This window comes from Thomasclavelia saccharogumia DSM 17460 (assembly GCF_000686665.1).
Lineage (GTDB): Bacteria > Bacillota_I > Bacilli_A > Erysipelotrichales > Coprobacillaceae > Thomasclavelia > Thomasclavelia saccharogumia.
The window spans coordinates 20,431-38,311 of sequence record NZ_JMLH01000028.1; the positions used below are offsets into that span (position 1 = coordinate 20,431).

A 17,881-nucleotide genomic window follows, 5' to 3' on the forward strand; every position below is an offset into this window, starting at 1 on the left:
ACTCCATTAATCTTGATATAAACATTTTCACTCCCTTCCTATCTATTTAATTAATGAAACATGTTTTATTAATTACCAAAATTATTTAATTCTATATTTATATAATGAAAATTTCTCCTAATATATTATTAATTTTTATTACTATCTCTTTTCTTATCTTTACTATAACACAATAAAATAAGCTATTATTGATTTCCCTATTTAATGGTTAAATTTCCCATTAAATGGTAGTATCTTATATAAAATATAATATTTACATCTACTATAAGAAACAAATTATTAAATATTAATATAGTATAGGTGTTTTAGAACAGTCTTATTATTATAATTAAATACATTAATTTTCTGATTTTAAAAGTTATTTATTTAAAAATATTATCTTTTATTTTACTCTTATTTGATTTAATGCTATTATATAAGGGGAACGGAATTTTAATAATATAAAGAGAGATTGAGGGATAAAGAAAAATGATTACTGTGGGAATAATAGATGATGAACAAATATTTTGTGATAAAATAAAAAATATATTATTATTAGAGTTTGATTGTCTTAGAACATTTACATATAACTCAATAAATGAAATTGATCAAGATTTTGATTTTATGATCTTGAATATTGATATGCCAGATTATGATGGGATCGATTATGCAAAAGCTAATGAAGATAAAAAAATAATTTTTGTGACTAGTCATAATCATCGTTATAAAGAAGCATTTGGACCTAATGTCTATGGTTTTGTCAGTAAAAATAATTTAGAAGATGAACTAGTTGAAAGTGTTGCAAAGATGCTTACAAGAATCAAAAATCAACATCATATTGATTTAAAAATAGATGGTGAAATGCTTGAAATAAAAACTGATAGTATAATCTATTGTATGTATTTAGGTGATATGAATATTGCGGTAATATTTGATGATAGACAAGCAATAATCAAAAATAAAACTTTAAAAAGTTTATTAAGAGTTTTGGGAAATGATTTTATTTGTATTAATCGTAGCGTGATCATTAATAAAAAGAAGATTTTAAAAATATTTAATAATCAGCTTTGTTTAAAAGAAGTTAATTGTTTGTTTGAAATCAGTCGTCGTAAAAAGAGTTTAGTATTAAAAGCTTTTTATGAAAAAAACTTTTAATACCGTTTAATTGGATATCTAACCATTAAAAGGGAAAACTAATAATTTTTCCTTTTTTTATGCTATAGTGAAAATAAATTAGTTAGATATGGAGGTAGACTATGAAATTAGAAATCCAACAGCTGACAAAATCATATGGCAGTTTATTAGCTCTAAATGACATCAATCTCACTCTGACCCCAGGAATTTATGCTCTACTAGGATCTAATGGTGCTGGTAAGTCGACCCTTATTAATTTATTAACTGGCAATTTAAAACCAAATAAAGGAAAGATCTTATATAATGGTAAAAATATTAATGATTTAAAAAAAGATTATCGAGCTATTTTAGGTTATATGCCTCAGCAGCAGGAATTATATGAACAATTTAATGCCTATCGGTTTTTAAATTATATGGCTGCTTTAAAGGGGATGGATGCTAAAACAGCTAAGATAGAAATCGAAAATGTTTTAAAAATAGTAAATTTACAGGATGATGCGCATCGTCTTTTAGGACAATATTCAGGTGGAATGAAGCAAAGAATCCTTATTGCCCAGGCAATCATGAATCAACCCAAAATCATCATTTTAGATGAACCTACAGCTGGGCTTGATCCTAAAGAACGGATTCGAATCAGAAATATTATTTCTAAAATAGCAAGAGAAAAAATCGTTTTATTTGCTACACATGTAGTATCTGATATTGAACATATCGCTAAAGAAGTCATTCTTATAAAAAACGGCAAACTGTTAGACCATTGCTCACCATTAGAATTTTGTAAAACTATCCAAGGAAAAGTCTTTGAGTTATCGATTCAGGAAGAGGAATTAAAAAAAGTACAAGGTGAATTTCTTATCAGCAATATTTCACAACAGGCAAATGGTTTATTAGTACGGATTTTAGCGAATCAAAAACCTCTTCAATATCAATATATTGAAGCTGTTGCAAATCTTGAAGATGTCTATTTATATTATTTCAGTGATGAAATGAAGGACTAATATAATGTCAATATTTTTGCAAGAATTCTATAAAATCTTTAAAAATAAAACATGTATCCTGATACTTATTATTGCCCTTTTATTAAATATCGGTCTATTATTAGCAACTAATCCTAATAAATATTATAGTAGTGCTGCTTATCAAAAAAGCTACAATAAAATCAGTAGTTTAAATGATGAACAAAAAGGTGAATATATTGATGAATATTATCAAGCTGTGATGTCTAATAATATTGATAATTATAAATATACGAATAGTTTTATGGGAGAAATGGAACTATTTAATAACTATCGTAATCAATGGAAAACATTAACTTCTTATCCTGAACTACGCATTGCAATAAAACAAAGTGCTCAAGAATCAAAAATAGCTATTTTTAAAAATCAAAGTGATTTTCAAAAAAGGGATGCCAGCAAAACCATAAATGATTATCAGTCATTAGATGATGTAAAACTAACTTTTACTAATGTTAAAGCATTTGAAAATATTATCGATTTTATTCCTACTGATCTTTTAGCACTGATATTTATTTTCTTTATTATCAGTACCCTTCTCATCTATGAAAAAGAACACCAGCTTTTCTTTTTATTAAAATCCACTAAAGAAGGGCGAACCGGCTTGATTCGTGCTAAAACTTCTGTCATTCTCTTTACAACGATTTTAACAGTATTATTATTTTGGGGCAGCAATATCTTTATAAATTACTTAAAATATGGTTCCATTCCTTTATCAGTAAGTATTCAATCAATTACTAGTTTCACAACTTCTACATTAGCTATTTCATCTGGACAATACTTACTTATATTCTTTTTATCAAAAATATGTATTTACTCATTATTAGCAATGATATTTTTATTCATAACATTAATATCAAAAAGAACGATTGAAATATATATTTTAACTATTCTTTTATTAGGCTTAGCGCTTACTTTCTATTTAGCAATACCCGCCAGTTCAAACTTCAGCCTTTTAAAACATATCAATATTATTCCTTATCTCCTTGTCAATCCCATCTATCAAAATTATTTAAATCTTAATATTCTCAGTTATCCTATTAATATTATAAATATCTTTTGGTTTATTACGATCATCTTATTGTTGTTATTTATATTTTTAAATATCTATTTATTTTCTAAAAATAAAACTGCCGATACTTTAAAATCATTTCATTTAAATAGAAAAAAAAGATTCAAAACAAATGTAAGTATCTTTTACCATGAATGTTATAAATTATTTATCATCCAAAAAGGACTTATCATATTAGTGCTATTTAGTATTGCTGTTTCATGGTTTACAATCAATCTAAACTATGATGTCACAACTGATGAATATTATTATCAAAATTATATGAAGATATTAGAAGGTCCCTATGATCAAGAAAAACAAAAAATCATTGAAAAAGAAACACTTCGTTTTGAAGAACTCCATCAACAAAACTTGCAGGCTGAAAATGATTTTCAGTCTGGTAAAATCTCAGAAAACGAAAAAAATGCAATTACCAACTACATTTCAGGTCAACTAATTAGTGAACATGCTTTTCAAAAAGTTTTAGAACGTGTAGATTATATAGTGAAACATCCCAACTACCCAATTATTTATGAAACTGGATATTTAGAATTATTTGCTAAAAGCTATACTGGCTATAAAACAGATTTTACTTTAAGTTTATTTTTAACTCTAACTATTATTATTCTATTTACCCCATTGATTGCAAATGAATATTCTTCAGGCATGATACAGCTGATCAATGTCCAAAAAAGCGGCCAAAAAGAAGTATTTAAAGAAAAATGGAAAGTATGTTTTATTATTACGACCTTATGCACTTTTATTACCTATATTCCACAATTATTTATCCTCTTACAACGTTACGGTTTAACTTATCTATTTACCTCTAATCAAGCCATTCCTGAATTAGCCAAAACAAATTTTTCTATGCCCCTAATTTGTCAAATTATTTTACTTTATGGCTTAAGATTATCTATGGCTTATATCACAGCAAGATTTACTTTTATAATTTCTCAAATACTAAAAAACACTTATCTTGCTTTATTATTACTTTGCAGTATCTTTGTTTTACCTCTAGGAATTGGAATCATTGATATTTCATTTATAAATTATATATCTTTAAATAGTTTATTTTCTGGAAATTTTATTATCAATGAATTTTCTTTCTTCTATATAGTTATCTTATTTATTATTGTATTTATTATTTTATATAAAGGCAAAAAACGAAATCTATTTTAAAAGATTTCGTTTTTATAATAAGATCACTTAGTTCAATGTTATGACTAATATCATTATTACATTCATATAATATAGTGGTGATAGCATGAAATATATGTTTAAAAAAATAAACCAGGTTCTTTCGATCATTCTTTCAATGATCATCTTTATGATTATTTGTTATTGGCTGTAATGATGCATTTTAGATGTTAAATAGTTTTTAAACTGCTATAATGTTTTTGAGGTGATAATAAAATGGAAGATTTTAACAATGTTCAAGTAAAAGTAAAAAATGGTTATATGGATGAAGAGGAAATTCAAGCATATATAAAATATTTGGAAAATAAGTTTCCTAACGAAACATTAAAATCTCTTACAATTTCAATTGATGGAGATGAAGTTGATTTGGATTATGTTTTCCAGCCCCAAAATTTTGAAAGAATCAGAAGAATCACAGGTTATTTAGTTGGAACACTTGATCGTTTTAATGATGCTAAAGCAGCTGAAGAAAAAGATCGTGTCAAACATGCATAAAAAAACTACGAAATGTAGTTTTTTTATTTTCCTAATTTTTTTAATGTTTCTCCAGTAATTCGATATCCTGTCCAATCATCCATTGCTTTAGCACCTAATGATAAATAAAAATCAATACTTGGCTGATTCCAATCTAAACAGCACCATTCTAAGCGACCACATTTTCGTTCAACTGCTATTTTAGCCAGCTGTTTAAACAAAGCTTTACCATAACCTTTGCCACGATGTTCAGGTTTGATATATAAATCCTCCAAATATATCCCTGAGCGTCCTAAAAAAGTCGAAAAATTATGGAAGAACAAAGCAAAACCAATCTCTTTTCCATCTATCAAAGCAAAAATTACTTCAGCTTTCTTTTTTACAAATAACCACTCATTCAATAATTCTTCAGTAGCAATAACTTCATCAAGCATCTGTTCATACTTTGCTAATTCCTTAATAAAATATAAGATCAATGCTGTATCATTACTATTAGCATATCTAAATGTTAATTCCATCACATCATATCCTTTCATTCACTTATACTGTACCATTAATTTATTTCTTTAACAATAATGGATAGGCATTAGCCTATCCATATCTTAATCTAATTCTAAACCACCTGTATATAACTGATAATAAGTTCCTTTTTCTTTTATTAACTTATCATGATCACCACGTTCAATGATTCTTCCTTGATCAAGAACCATGATCACATCAGAATTTTTGATCGTTGATAAACGATGGGCAATTACAAATACAGTACGCCCTTCCATTAATTTATCCATTCCACTTTGAACGATACTTTCAGTACGTGTATCAATGCTTGATGTTGCTTCATCCAAAATCAATACTGGCGGGTTAGCGACTGCTGCTCTAGCAATTGCCAATAACTGACACTGACCCTGAGATAAACTTGAACCATCACCGCTAAGAACTGTTTGATACCCATGTTCTAAATGCATGATAAATTCATGAGCATTAGCTAGCTTAGCTGCAGCAATACATTCTTCATCAGTTGCATCTAGTTTTCCATAACGAATGTTATCCATGATCGTTCCAGTAAATAAATGCGTATCTTGTAATACAATTCCTAAAGATCTTCTTAAATCAGCTTTTTTAATTAATTTGATATCAATACCATCATAAGTAATCGATCCTTTTTGGATATCATAGAAACGATTAATTAAATTAGTGATCGTTGTCTTACCAGCTCCTGTAGCCCCAACGAAAGCAAGCTTTTCACCAGGTTTAGCAAATAAGTTCATATCATATAAAATTGTCTTATTATCATTATAACCAAAGGTTACATCATGAAAACGAACATCTCCGGCTAAACGAACATATTCAATTGAACCATCAGGACGTTTATGTTCCCAAGCCCAGATACCGGTGCGGTAATTTACTGGTGATAAAGTTCCATCTTCATTTTCTTTAGCATCTACTAAAGTAACATGACCTTCATCGACTTCAATTTCTTCATCCATTAAAGCAAAGATTCTTTCAGCCCCAGCTAAAGCCATTAAAACCATATTGATTTGCTGGGAAATCTGACTAATCGGCTGATTGAATGAGCGGTTTAATTGTAAGAAGGAAGCAAGGGTTCCTACGGTTAGATCCATATAACCATTGATTGCTAAGACACCACCAACAACCGCTACTAAGACATAACTTACATATCCTAAATTTCCAATCAAAGGCATTAAAATATTAGCATATTTATTAGCTTCATAAGCACTCTCAAACAATTCTTCATTAACTTTATCAAAGTCGATCTTTGCTTCTTCTTCATGAGTAAAGACTTTAACAACCTTTTGTCCTTCCATCATTTCTTCAATAAAACCATTAACTTTACCTAAATTAGTTTGTTGAGCGAAGAAATACTTACCACTTTTACCAGTTACATGTTTAGAAACAGCAAGCATCACACAAACCATAATAACACTAATGATCGTAAGTGGTATACTCATCACCAGCATCGAAACAAAAACACAAATGATCGTCGTTGCCGAAACAATTACTTGGGGTATACTTTGTGAGATCATTTGTCTTAAAGTATCCGTATCATTAGTATAAATAGACATAATATCACCATGATTATGGGTATCAAAATAACGAATTGGTAATTGTTCCATATGTTCAAACATTGTATCCCTAATTTCCTTTAATGAACCTTGAGATACATTAATTAATAATTTATTAAATGTATAGGTAGCAATAACACCAATTGCATATATAGCAGCCATTTTTAAAATAGCATTTAGTAACGGATTAAAATCCGGGTTAGCTGTATAAAGATAAGGAGTAATATAATCATCAATTAAACTCTTAATAAAGATTGATCCCATAACACTAGCTACACTACTAATAATAATTAACAAAAGTATTATTATACAAGCGTTACGATGTCTAGAAATAACAAAATCGAATAATCTTTTCATTGTTTTTCCACGATTATTATTCACTTAAAGTTCCTCCCTTCTTTTGGGTTTCAAAAATTTCACGATAAATATCACTAGTTTCTAATAATTCATCATTAGTACCCATAGCACTAATTTTTCCATCATCTAAGACAATAATTAAATCAGCATCTTCAACCGAACTAATACGTTGCGCGATAATCAGCTTAGTAGTTCCAGGAATAACTTCTTTAAAAGCTTTACGAATCAAAGCATCTGTTTTAGTATCAACAGCACTAGTAGAATCATCAAGAATCAAGATCTTTGGCTTTTTAAGCAAAGCTCTAGCTATACATAATCTTTGCTTCTGTCCCCCTGATACATTCGTTCCTCCTTGTTCAATATAAGTATCGTATTTATCTGGAAAACGCTGAATGAATTCATCAGCCTGAGCCAGCTTACAAGCTTCCATAATTTCTTCGTCAGTAGCATTTTTATTACCCCAGCGAAGATTTTCTTTGATTGTTCCAGAAAATAAGACATTCTTTTGTAATACCATAGCAACTTCATTTCGTAATGTTTCCAAGTCATAATTACGGACATTTTTACCGCCAACAAGTACCTCACCACAAGTCGTATCGTACAATCTTGGAATCAATTGCACAAAAGTTGACTTAGCACTACCTGTTCCCCCAATGATTCCAACAGTCTGTCCTGATTTAATGTGCACATTAATATCTCTTAAACTAATTTCTTCTTCATCATCATAATATGAAAAGCTTACATTATTAAAATCAATTGAACCATCTTTAATTTCATAATCAGGCTTTTCTGGATTATGCAGCGTTGATTTTTCATTTATTACTTCACAAATACGCTGTGCTGAAGCAATTGACATAACTACCATAACAAAAACCATTGAAAACATCATCAAACTCATTAAAATCATCATCACATAAGTAAATAAACTAGTGAGCTCACCGGTAGTTAAACTGCCACCAACAATTAAATGTGCTCCAACCCAGGAAATTCCAATAATGCATGCATATACTGTCAATTGCATTAATGGCTGATTAAAAACTAAATAATTTTCAGCTTTTACGAATAATCTATATATTAAAGATGATGTCTTTTTAAACTTTTCATCTTCGTAATCACCACGAACATAAGCTTTAACAACTCTAATTCCATTAACATTTTCCTGAACCGAAGCATTTAAATCATCATAAGTATTAAACACCTTTTTAAAATAAGGATGAGCCCGTGTCATAAAAAACGTTAATACAATTCCTAAAAAGATAATTGCAATCACAAATACAAAGGCAATTTTAACATTGATCGTAAAAGCCATGACCATCGCAGAGATCATCATTAATGGTGCTCTAATACATGCTCTAATAATCATTTGAAAAGCATTTTGAACATTTGTTACATCGGTCATCATACGAGTAACTAAACCAGCTGTCGAGTATTTATCAATATTTGCAAAAGAGAAATCCTGAATATTGTAATACATTGCTTTTCTTAAATTTTTAGCAAATCCTGTTGAAGCTTTAGCTGCGTATTTTCCTGCTAGACTTCCAGCTGCTAAAGAAACAAAAGATGCTAATAATGTTATAATTCCTAATTTAACGACCATATTCATGTCTCTTACAGATATCCCTTGATCGATGATCATGGACATTAAAAACGGAATTAAAACTTCTAAAATAACCTCTATAATAACTAATAACGGTGTTAAAATAGTAGCTGTTTTGTACTCTTTAATTTGAGCTATAAGTGTTTTTAACATTTACATACCTCCTCGTATATGGTGTACTATGAATTGAATCAAAATATATTAAGAAGCATTTCTTAATATTCTTATTAGATATTCGTTTAATCTATCTATTTCTTCTGGAGTTAAAGAACTAATCAGCTGTTCTTCTGCTTCTTTAAAAGTTTTTTGAATTTCCTTATCTAATTCAATAGCTTTTTTAGTAACTTCAATATATCTAATTCTCGCATCATGTTTACAAGTCACCCGTTTAATTAATCCTTTTGCTTCTAAACGGTTTAAGATTCCAGTTACTGTAGGATTCGAAATATCTAATATTCTTTCAAGATCTTTTTGATTTAATTTTTCATTTTTTTCTCGAGCTTTAAACAAACTAACTAATGTAAAAGTTTGTGCAGCTGTTAAACCAAAATGTTCAAATTTTTTATTTAAATACTGTTCATGAAGAATATGAACTTGTTTAATTAAAAATCCAGTTTTTTTATTAGGCATTGTATACCTCCTTAAATAGATAGCATGCTATATATTATATTCATAATGAACAAAATGTCAACCTTTAAATAAAAGAAAAAGAATCCTAAGATTCTTCATCGTCTTTTCCCCATTGTTCAAACCATAATTTAGATGAGCGGGTCATCTCCTCAATAAACGGATTAGTCCATTTACGGTTATAAATATCATCAATATATCCCTTACCACCACTTGTTTTATTAGCTTTAATTGCGCGATCATCAAACATTGCAACTAATTTTTCTGATGAAAATCTTTCATATTTATCAGTACTTACAATAAATTTAGAATCAAAGCGTACTGGTTTTGGTCTTCTTTTTTGTTGATCAGTAGGATATCCCATCACTAACATGGCAACAGGTGCACAATATTGTGGTAAATTTAATAACTCCCGATGATATTCATACTGTTCAATGATATCACCAATAAAACAGCTGCCGATTCCCATACTTTCACCAGCAACAACAGCATTTTGTGCTGCAATCAGCGCATCACTATAAGCCAATAAAAAGTCGCCATAAGACGGTTCTCTGACCTTTTCATTACCATGATAATATTTAAATGCATCATACCATTTTTGGTAATCGGCAACAAAAATCAATATTAATGGTGCTTTTGCAATAAATGGCTGATTATCACAAGATTTAGCCAGTTTATCTTTAATTTCTTGATCCTGTATATCGATAATTGAATATAAAGTCATATTTCCAGCTGTTGGTGCTTGAATAGCTGACTCCAATATTAACTGTTTTTTTTCTGGTTCAATTTCTTTGTCTTTATAAACCCTAACCGATTTTCGTTCAAATAATTCTTTAATTGTACTATTCATATTGCTCCTCCTTGTAAATATTATACAAGAAAAAACAAGTAGTACAATGACCTACTTGTTATTTTCTTTATATTCTAGATATTCATCATAGGTTGATAAACGGTCTAAAATACCATTTTCATTAAATTCGATGATTCGATTAGCAATCGTCTGTACAAATTGATGATCATGACTAGTAAATAAAATATTTTCTTTAAAATTGATCAATCCTTGATTTAAAGCCTGAATCGATTCCAAATCAAGATGGTTAGTTGGCTCATCAAGAACTAAAACATTAGCTTCAGCCATCATCATTTTAGCCAGCATACATCTAACCTTTTCGCCCCCAGATAAGACAGAAGCTTTTTTAAGTGCTTCTTCACCAGAGAATAACATTCTTCCCAGCCAGCCCCGTAAATCTTGTTCATATTCATCTTTAACTGAAAATTGACGCAGCCAGTCTACCAAAGATAGATCACAGTCATTAAAAAACTTTGAATTGTCTTTAGGAAAATATGATTGTGAAGTCGTTACACCCCATTGAAACGTTCCTTCATCAGGTTCAATTTCTCCCATAATGATCTTAAAAAACACTTCTGTTGCTTTTACATCACCAACAAATGCCACTTTGTCTTTAGGATTAATTGAAAAACTAACATTATTCAACAATTTCACACCATCAACTGTTTTAGATAAACCTTCTACTTTTAAAACAATATTTCCAACTTCACGTCCCGGTTTAAAGGCAATAAAAGGATAACGACGAAGTGATGGTTTTATATCCACCATTTCTAAATTATCTAATAATTTTTTTCTAGATGTCGCCTGCTTGGCTTTAGAAGCATTAGCACTAAAACGAGCAATAAATTCTTCTAATTCTTTTTTCTTAGCTTCAGCTTTTTTATTTTGGTCTTTAGCCTGCTGTAATTGCAATTGGCTATATTCATACCAAAAATCATAGTTACCAACATATAATTGGATTCTTGAATAATCAATATCGGCAATATGAGTACAAACTTTATTTAAAAAATAACGGTCATGGCTAACAACGATAACAGTATTTTTAAAATTCATCAAAAAATTTTCTAACCAGCGAATACTATCTAAATCTAAATGGTTAGTCGGTTCGTCTAATAAAAGAACATCTGGATTACCAAACAAAGCTTGAGCAAGTAATACTTTAACTTTTTGATTACCATCTAATTCTTTCATTTTCAATTCATGTAATTCATTTGTGATTCCTAAACCATTTAATAGAATTTCTGCATCAACTTCCGCATTCCAGCCATCCATTTCTGCAAATTCACCTTCAAGTTCACCTAATCTAATTCCATCTTCATCATTAAAATCAGGCTTTGCATATAACTTTTCTTTTTCTTGCATGATTTCATAAAGATGCTTATTACCCATAATTACAGTTTCCACGACACCTTTTTCATCATATGCAAAGTGATCTTGTTTTAAAACGGATAAACGTTTATTGGGTTCTAAAATAACCTCACCTTTATTAGGTTCAATTTCACCTGCTAATATTTTTAAAAAAGTACTTTTACCAGCACCGTTAGCTCCAATGATTCCATAGCAGTTTCCTTCTGTAAATTTAACACTAACATTTTCAAATAAAGCTCTATCGCCATATCTTAAAGATATATTTTGTGTAGATATCATTATTATAACTCCTTTTTATTAAAGTCATATTATTATGTCATAAAGTCATGATTAAATCAATATAATTTATTATTTCACTTAATTTTAAGCAAATAAAATTTGATATATGTAAAAGATGTCATATTTTTAATATAACATCTCTTTTATATTTAATTACATCTTTTTTTACCATTTGTAAATGCGGGATTATATTTATAATAATTTTGTGAATCTAAACGTTTTTTCACTAATTCTAAAGCTTCTGCAAATCTTTGATAATGAACGATTTCCCGTTCTCTTAAAAAACGAATTGGTTTTCTAACTTCTTCATTATCAACAAGCGCCAAAATGTTATCATAAGTCGTCCGCGCCTTTTGTTCAGCTGCCATGTCTTCAGTTAAATCTGTAATCGGATCACCTTTAGACTGGAAGTATGCAGCTGTAAATGGTACATTGCTGGCACCTTGAGGATAGATTCCTAACGTATGATCAACAAAATATTTATCAAATCCTTGAGCCTTGATTTCATCAATCGTTAAATCTGTAGTTAATTGATATAAAATAGCACTAATGATCTCAACGTGAGCTAGTTCTTCAGTCCCAATGTCCGTCAACAATGCTTGTATTTCTGGATAAGGCATCGTATAACGCTGTGAGATATATCTAAGGGCTGCAGCCAATTCACCATCAGGACCACCCAATTGATCGATGATTACGGCAGCAGCTTTAGCATCAGGCTTTGTAATATTTACTGGATATTGCAAGCGTTTTTCATACAACCACATTTTCTGTCACCTTCCCATGGCCAAGGAGCCTTTAAATAACCGTTTTGGTAAGCATCTAATTCCCGATTAGTTAAAACATTTCCCTGTTTACGATATTCTTTTTTAGCGTTGTTCAAACGTGTTGCGGCTTCATTAAAATATCTCATTGCTTCTTCATCACAAGGATGGGTATCTAAAAATAATGAAGCTTCTTGAACAGCAAAATCCAGCATCATGATTTGCATTAATAAATCATTGTTATTCATTATTGAAGCTCACCCCATGGTAAGTCCAATTCTTCAAAGATCGTTCCTGTATGAAAAGCTTTCATAATAGGATATATTTTTCTAAACTTTTGATATTTGATCGATGAAATCGCTAATTCCAATTTATTCATTTTATTCCTCCTTCTACTCTACCATATGAATAAAATTAGATTTAGCCTGGGTTATTATCATCCCTTAAAAATGATTAATTTACTAAAAATATAATTCATGATGATCACTAAAACATTAGAAGCAATTTTAACTATCAAATCATTAAAACCTAACCAGGTACAAAATACCACCATAATTATTAAATCAAGTAATCCCGTCGTTAAACGACAACCTACAAAACGAGTAAATTCAATTAAAATCTCTTTAAATTTATTTCTACTAGAATTAAATACCCATATCTTATTAGTAACATATGCAAAAAGCACTGATAAAGCCCAAGCAATTATCGTACTTAAAGAAACAGCCAGCTTAAATCCATGTCCACATATATAATATACGATTATATTAACAAATGTCGTTCCAGCACCAAACACTAAATATAAGATCACTTCTCGATATTTTTGATAATATTTATTGATCATTCGTTTCACCTAACCAGTTTGCAACATGATAACGTGGACGTCTTTTAACTTCGATATATACTTTACCAACATATTCACCAATCAAACCAATTCCAAACAACTGTACGCCGCTTAAAAACCATATCGAAATCATCAATGAGGCCCAGCCTGCGACACTATGACCGCTTATGTAAGAAAATAACGTGTAGATGATTGCTAAAATAGAACAAAACATAATTATAAGTCCTAATAATAAAATCATTGTGATTGGTTTTATACTAAAAGAAGTTATTCCATCAAAAGCAAATGAAAGCATCTTTTTTAATGGATACTTTGATTCTCCAGCCATTCTTTCTTTACGCGAATAATATACACAATCAGTATTTAAGCCAAGTAACGTAACCATTCCTCTTAAAAATAAATTTCTTTCTGGGTATTCTTTCAAAAACTGTAAAGCGCGTTTGTCCAGTAAACGAAAATCAGCATGATTATAAACAGACTTCACTCCTAAAAAGTGCATTACGCGATAGAAAGACTGGGCAGTAACTCGTTTAAATACAGTATCACTGCTGCGATCATCTCTAACACCATAAACAATATTACAGCCTTGATAATATTTATCTATCATTTGTTCAATCACATTAATATCATCTTGAAGATCGGCATCTATTGATATTGCCATATCACATTTATCACTTACATGATGCAATCCTGCAAGTAACGCATTTTGATGTCCGACATTACCTGCTAAATTTAACCCTTGTAAATGCTTAAAAAGCTTAAAATTATCTTCAATAATCTGCCAGGTATTATCTTTACTACCATCATTTACATAAATAACATAACTTTCTTTAGCTATTTTTCCTTTTTCAATCAATGATATAATTAACTGTTCTAATTGTTTGATTGTCGTTGCAAGAACTTCTTGTTCATTGTAACAAGGTACCACGATTGCTAATGTATCCATAATAATTTTCCCTTCTTTATCATTTTTTCATAAAATATTATTCCATCTAAAACTAAAATATTAAATACTGGTAAAAAATTCACCAAATACTTTGGTTTAGATTCCCAAATCAATAAAAATAACATTAAGCCAAATAATAAAATTCTAAGAAAACTTAATAAATCTAATTTTTCTTTTCTAAAACCACTAACCATTGATAACATAAGCATTACTAAAATAAAAATATTATAACTATTCGCTAAATATATCGTTTTATTTATATATTTTCCATCTTTTGCTAATAAATTATAGCCCAATGAATCTATATTTAATGGTTTACGAGCTAATAAGGAAACAGAGTAATATGTTCCATCACCATAAGTATAATTTATTTTAGTTCCCAAATGTTTAATTAAACCACTAAAACCATAATCATTTAATCTTTTATCAATCATTTTAATTGCTGCTTCCTGCTTAGCCTCTTTTCCAATGATCGACTTAGAGTAATTATAATCTTGACGATTAAATCCTCCTGTTTTATTTAGGGCCATCATTATCCAATGAACATACGGTAAAGCCTCTGCTTCATAATCTAAATCATTAAAAAGACCTGTGCTATCGATCATCTTATTATATGCAGTCATCGAAGTAACAAATGAAACCCCTACCAAACCAATAATAACTAGCTTTTTTATCCCTTTATTTGTAAATAAATAATGTAAAATAACAGCGACTAACAAGATCAAGATCGTTGCTTTTAATTCAAAGCCAATTAACGCACAAATACCAATCAACACCGCTTCAACATATTTTTCTTTAACCTTAGTAGTTTGATTCATTTTTATATATAATAAAACAATCAACGAACCCCAAATCATCGGATATGTGTCAGTATAAAAGATTGGCACATAAGTATAGATAGGCAAACAAAACATGGTTAAAATCATATACATAATAACCATATTACGATTAAACAATCTTTTTACACTAAAATAATTAATTACTAGTGGGATATCAATCATCAATATATTAACAAGACAGCTTGCAGTTACATAATCACTAATATGAAAACAGCCTAAAATCTTATATATTCCTGTCAACATTAATAACATTAAGTTATTATTTGTATAAGTACTAAAATAAGAGATATTAGTAATTTGACTTTTCCCCGTCGCTAACCGAATAGCTTCACGATGAACTACACCAAAATCCCAGCTTGGCTCAACTTTAACAGCATAAACACTATATAATTGCAACCCTCCAATTACGATCGCAATAATAGTTATAATCAAGTAATATTTCTTTTTATCTTCTAAATCGATCTGCTTTATTTTTTTATACAAAAAATACATTAAAACAAAAACTAAGATAATCATTACAGGAACAATAAGTATATTGTATTTATTATCCAAATTATAAGAACTAAAGTAGACACCCCCGATCCAAAAATAAATCATAACTGTCACAATTACACACAGCAATAAAACAGTTCCTAAACAATGTCCCAATTTATTTATCACTATAGATAGTTTTTCATTCATGATTACACTCCCTTAGTTATAAAACATACGTTGTTTATTATAAACCATGATTTATACTCATTCAATAATAAAAATCTTATGATTTTCTTAAGATTTTTTTTACGACAAACATCTATTTTTTAAAACATTTTATTTTTTTATTTACAAGTTTACAAAGTTATGTTATTATAGTAAAGCAGTTGGAAATAGAGGTATAGTTCAATGGTAGAATACCGGTCTCCAAAACCGTTGATGTGGGTTCGACTCCTACTACCTCTGCCAGGATATAAATAAACGGCTTAAATAGCCGTTTTTTATTTATCAAAAAAACTAACAGATATTCGCTGTTAGTTTTTTTAATATAATTTTTTTTAAACCATTATTCATCACAATACAAATGCATTGGATATGATAAATATTCTAATTCATCTAATTTTTCAACCGTTATATATCCTGCTGGAGCTAATAAAACTGAAGGAATACGATTAACGATCGTTGCACATGTATGTTCTACAGTAGCTGGTTTTTCAACATAAAAAGTGACATCTGGTTCACCAATGATTTTCCAATCACACATATCACCATCATCAGGTCCATATACTTTCCCAATACATTGTGTTTCTATTATTGGTCCCTGGAATGTTTCTGTTGTTACTACTGCTGACATTCCAATGCAATTACCTTGAGGAATAGTTTCCTGCAAAGTTTCTGAATACAAATCATGATCATAGAAATAAGGAACGCATTTTTGAGTCTGTGATTTTATTGTCCAGCCCATTTTATTACATAGTGCTTCATTCGAATTCCATACATAAGAAGGTTCCAAAGTTTCTGGATGAGCTAATTCTTTTTCAAACTGTTCTGGCGTAAAACCAGCCCCATGAGCTTTGGCAAGAGCTAAACCATAATCTTCAACATTATAAGAAACTGCACCCTCGATTTTTTTGATCTTATGAACACCACCAGCTACTGCACCGATCATATTGATCCAATACATATCCTGCATTCCAGAACCAACGATAGTGCATCCATTTTCTTTGGCAAGTTCATCCAATTTATTAGTGAGTTTACTAGCGGTCGTCCATGGATAAATTGCTTCTTCACATGTAGTAATAACGTTAATTCCCCGACTTACACATTTTTCAAAATGTGGATAACAGTCTTCGACAAAACTAAATAATGTAACTACTGCAATATCAGGATCACATTCATCCAAAACCTTATCAGCATCGTCACTGATAGTGACCCCCAGATTAAATCCAAGCTGGGCAAACTCACCAACATCTTTACCGACAACCTCAGGATTTACATCGATCGCACCTACGATTTCTGCACCCTTTTCGTATAGATAACGAATAATATATTTTGCCATTTTTCCGCATCCATATTGAACTACTCTAACTTTTTCTTTGTTCATATTAATTACCTCCGATACTTTTAGTATAAACTTTATGGTTACCATAAAGTCAAGTATTTGTAGGTCTATTTTTGTTACTATTCACAGTATAAATAACAGTACTCAAAAAAGCATAACCTTTTTCTAGTCAAATTCGTTATGCTTTTTCATTTGTTCAATTGTATATGGCTTACCTTCGAGTGCTGCTTCTATCAGTCTATAACTTCCTATCCCATGTCTATGTCCTGTTTCAATGTAGCTCTTGATCCTTGCAAAGTATTGCGCACTCTTCATATTGTTGAATTGCCCTGATACCTTCATCTTTGTCTTGCTTGACCTCAATCCTCTTTCGGCTGTGTTATTAGTAAATGGTATTTCATCATTCAATGTCCACATTAGATAGTTTTCTTTGTATTCCTCTAGCCTTT

Annotated in this window: 17 protein-coding genes, 1 tRNA gene and 1 pseudogene; 5 read left to right on the forward strand and 14 right to left on the reverse strand. The window is 29.8% G+C overall.

What is annotated here, in order from left to right:
- The first annotated feature begins 468 nt into the window (after positions 1–468).
- The 4 genes from BR82_RS0107755 to nrdD all read left to right on the forward strand — a co-directional run bounded on the left by BR82_RS0107755 (position 469) and on the right by nrdD (position 4,869).
- Positions 469–1,134: a LytR/AlgR family response regulator transcription factor gene (locus BR82_RS0107755; RefSeq protein ID WP_027089726.1), complete on the forward strand. Its 666-nt coding sequence runs from the start codon at positions 469–471 to the stop codon at positions 1,132–1,134.
- 101 nt (positions 1,135–1,235) lie between these two features.
- Complete coding sequence (locus BR82_RS0107760) at positions 1,236–2,111, forward strand: ATP-binding cassette domain-containing protein (protein WP_027089727.1); 876 nt, start codon at positions 1,236–1,238, stop codon at positions 2,109–2,111.
- Positions 2,112–2,115: 4 nt separating this feature from the next.
- Entirely contained in the window at positions 2,116–4,356 is a 2,241-nt protein-coding gene (locus tag BR82_RS0107765) for an ABC transporter permease (RefSeq protein WP_027089728.1), read from the forward strand.
- Between the two features lie 234 nt (positions 4,357–4,590).
- A complete protein-coding gene (gene nrdD, locus BR82_RS0107770; RefSeq protein ID WP_027089729.1) occupies positions 4,591–4,869 on the forward strand; it encodes an anaerobic ribonucleoside-triphosphate reductase in 279 nt (92 codons plus the stop codon).
- Between the two features lie 23 nt (positions 4,870–4,892).
- Here the strand turns inward: nrdD and BR82_RS0107775 are convergent, their stop codons facing one another.
- From BR82_RS0107775 to BR82_RS0107830, 12 genes are all read right to left on the reverse strand, one after another.
- Positions 4,893–5,366 carry a GNAT family N-acetyltransferase gene (locus BR82_RS0107775; protein ID WP_147590228.1) on the reverse strand — a complete coding sequence of 158 codons (474 nt, stop codon included), beginning with the start codon at positions 5,364–5,366 and terminating at the stop codon, positions 4,893–4,895.
- Between the two features lie 84 nt (positions 5,367–5,450).
- The gene (locus tag BR82_RS0107780; protein ID WP_027089731.1) at positions 5,451–7,313 is read right to left on the reverse strand and encodes an ABC transporter ATP-binding protein; all 1,863 of its coding nucleotides are present in this window, start codon (positions 7,311–7,313) and stop codon (positions 5,451–5,453) included.
- Positions 7,306–9,039 carry an ABC transporter ATP-binding protein gene (locus BR82_RS0107785; RefSeq protein WP_027089732.1) on the reverse strand — a complete coding sequence of 578 codons (1,734 nt, stop codon included), beginning with the start codon at positions 9,037–9,039 and terminating at the stop codon, positions 7,306–7,308. The genes BR82_RS0107780 and BR82_RS0107785 overlap by 8 nt, the downstream gene beginning before the upstream one ends.
- Before the next feature lie 48 nt (positions 9,040–9,087).
- Complete coding sequence (locus tag BR82_RS0107790; protein WP_027089733.1) at positions 9,088–9,516, reverse strand: MarR family winged helix-turn-helix transcriptional regulator; 429 nt, start codon at positions 9,514–9,516, stop codon at positions 9,088–9,090.
- An 85-nt stretch (positions 9,517–9,601) separates the two neighbouring features.
- Positions 9,602–10,363, reverse strand: coding sequence for a nitroreductase family protein (locus BR82_RS0107795; protein ID WP_027089734.1), 762 nt, complete (start codon positions 10,361–10,363; stop codon positions 9,602–9,604).
- Positions 10,364–10,414: 51 nt separating this feature from the next.
- A complete protein-coding gene (locus BR82_RS0107800) occupies positions 10,415–12,010 on the reverse strand; it encodes an ABC-F family ATP-binding cassette domain-containing protein (RefSeq protein ID WP_027089735.1) in 1,596 nt (531 codons plus the stop codon).
- Positions 12,011–12,159: 149 nt separating this feature from the next.
- On the reverse strand, positions 12,160–12,774 hold the full coding sequence (locus BR82_RS0107805) for a manganese catalase family protein (RefSeq protein WP_027089736.1): 615 nt from the start codon (positions 12,772–12,774) through the stop codon (positions 12,160–12,162).
- Positions 12,738–13,019, reverse strand: coding sequence for a spore coat protein CotJB (locus BR82_RS0107810; RefSeq protein WP_027089737.1), 282 nt, complete (start codon positions 13,017–13,019; stop codon positions 12,738–12,740). Before BR82_RS0107810 ends, BR82_RS0107805 begins: the two co-directional genes overlap by 37 nt.
- Positions 13,019–13,150 (reverse strand): spore coat associated protein CotJA, encoded by a 132-nt coding sequence (locus tag BR82_RS16810; RefSeq protein ID WP_081721185.1) that lies wholly within the window; start codon positions 13,148–13,150, stop codon positions 13,019–13,021. Before BR82_RS16810 ends, BR82_RS0107810 begins: the two co-directional genes overlap by 1 nt.
- Before the next feature lie 57 nt (positions 13,151–13,207).
- Positions 13,208–13,612 carry a GtrA family protein gene (locus BR82_RS0107820; RefSeq protein ID WP_027089738.1) on the reverse strand — a complete coding sequence of 135 codons (405 nt, stop codon included), beginning with the start codon at positions 13,610–13,612 and terminating at the stop codon, positions 13,208–13,210.
- Entirely contained in the window at positions 13,602–14,558 is a 957-nt protein-coding gene (locus tag BR82_RS0107825; protein WP_034864441.1) for a glycosyltransferase family 2 protein, read from the reverse strand. Before BR82_RS0107825 ends, BR82_RS0107820 begins: the two co-directional genes overlap by 11 nt.
- Positions 14,546–16,078 (reverse strand): glycosyltransferase family protein, encoded by a 1,533-nt coding sequence (locus tag BR82_RS0107830; RefSeq protein WP_027089740.1) that lies wholly within the window; start codon positions 16,076–16,078, stop codon positions 14,546–14,548. Before BR82_RS0107830 ends, BR82_RS0107825 begins: the two co-directional genes overlap by 13 nt.
- A gap of 187 nt (positions 16,079–16,265) precedes the next feature.
- Here BR82_RS0107830 and BR82_RS0107835 point away from each other — a divergent pair.
- Positions 16,266–16,339: transfer RNA gene (locus tag BR82_RS0107835), tRNA-Trp, on the forward strand.
- A gap of 97 nt (positions 16,340–16,436) precedes the next feature.
- On the opposite strand, the gene BR82_RS0107840 is transcribed toward BR82_RS0107835, so the two are convergent.
- On the reverse strand, positions 16,437–17,474 hold the full coding sequence (locus BR82_RS0107840; protein ID WP_027089741.1) for an NAD(P)H-dependent amine dehydrogenase family protein: 1,038 nt from the start codon (positions 17,472–17,474) through the stop codon (positions 16,437–16,439).
- A gap of 123 nt (positions 17,475–17,597) precedes the next feature.
- Positions 17,598–17,881, reverse strand: a pseudogene (locus tag BR82_RS15425) (hypothetical protein); the annotation flags it as partial.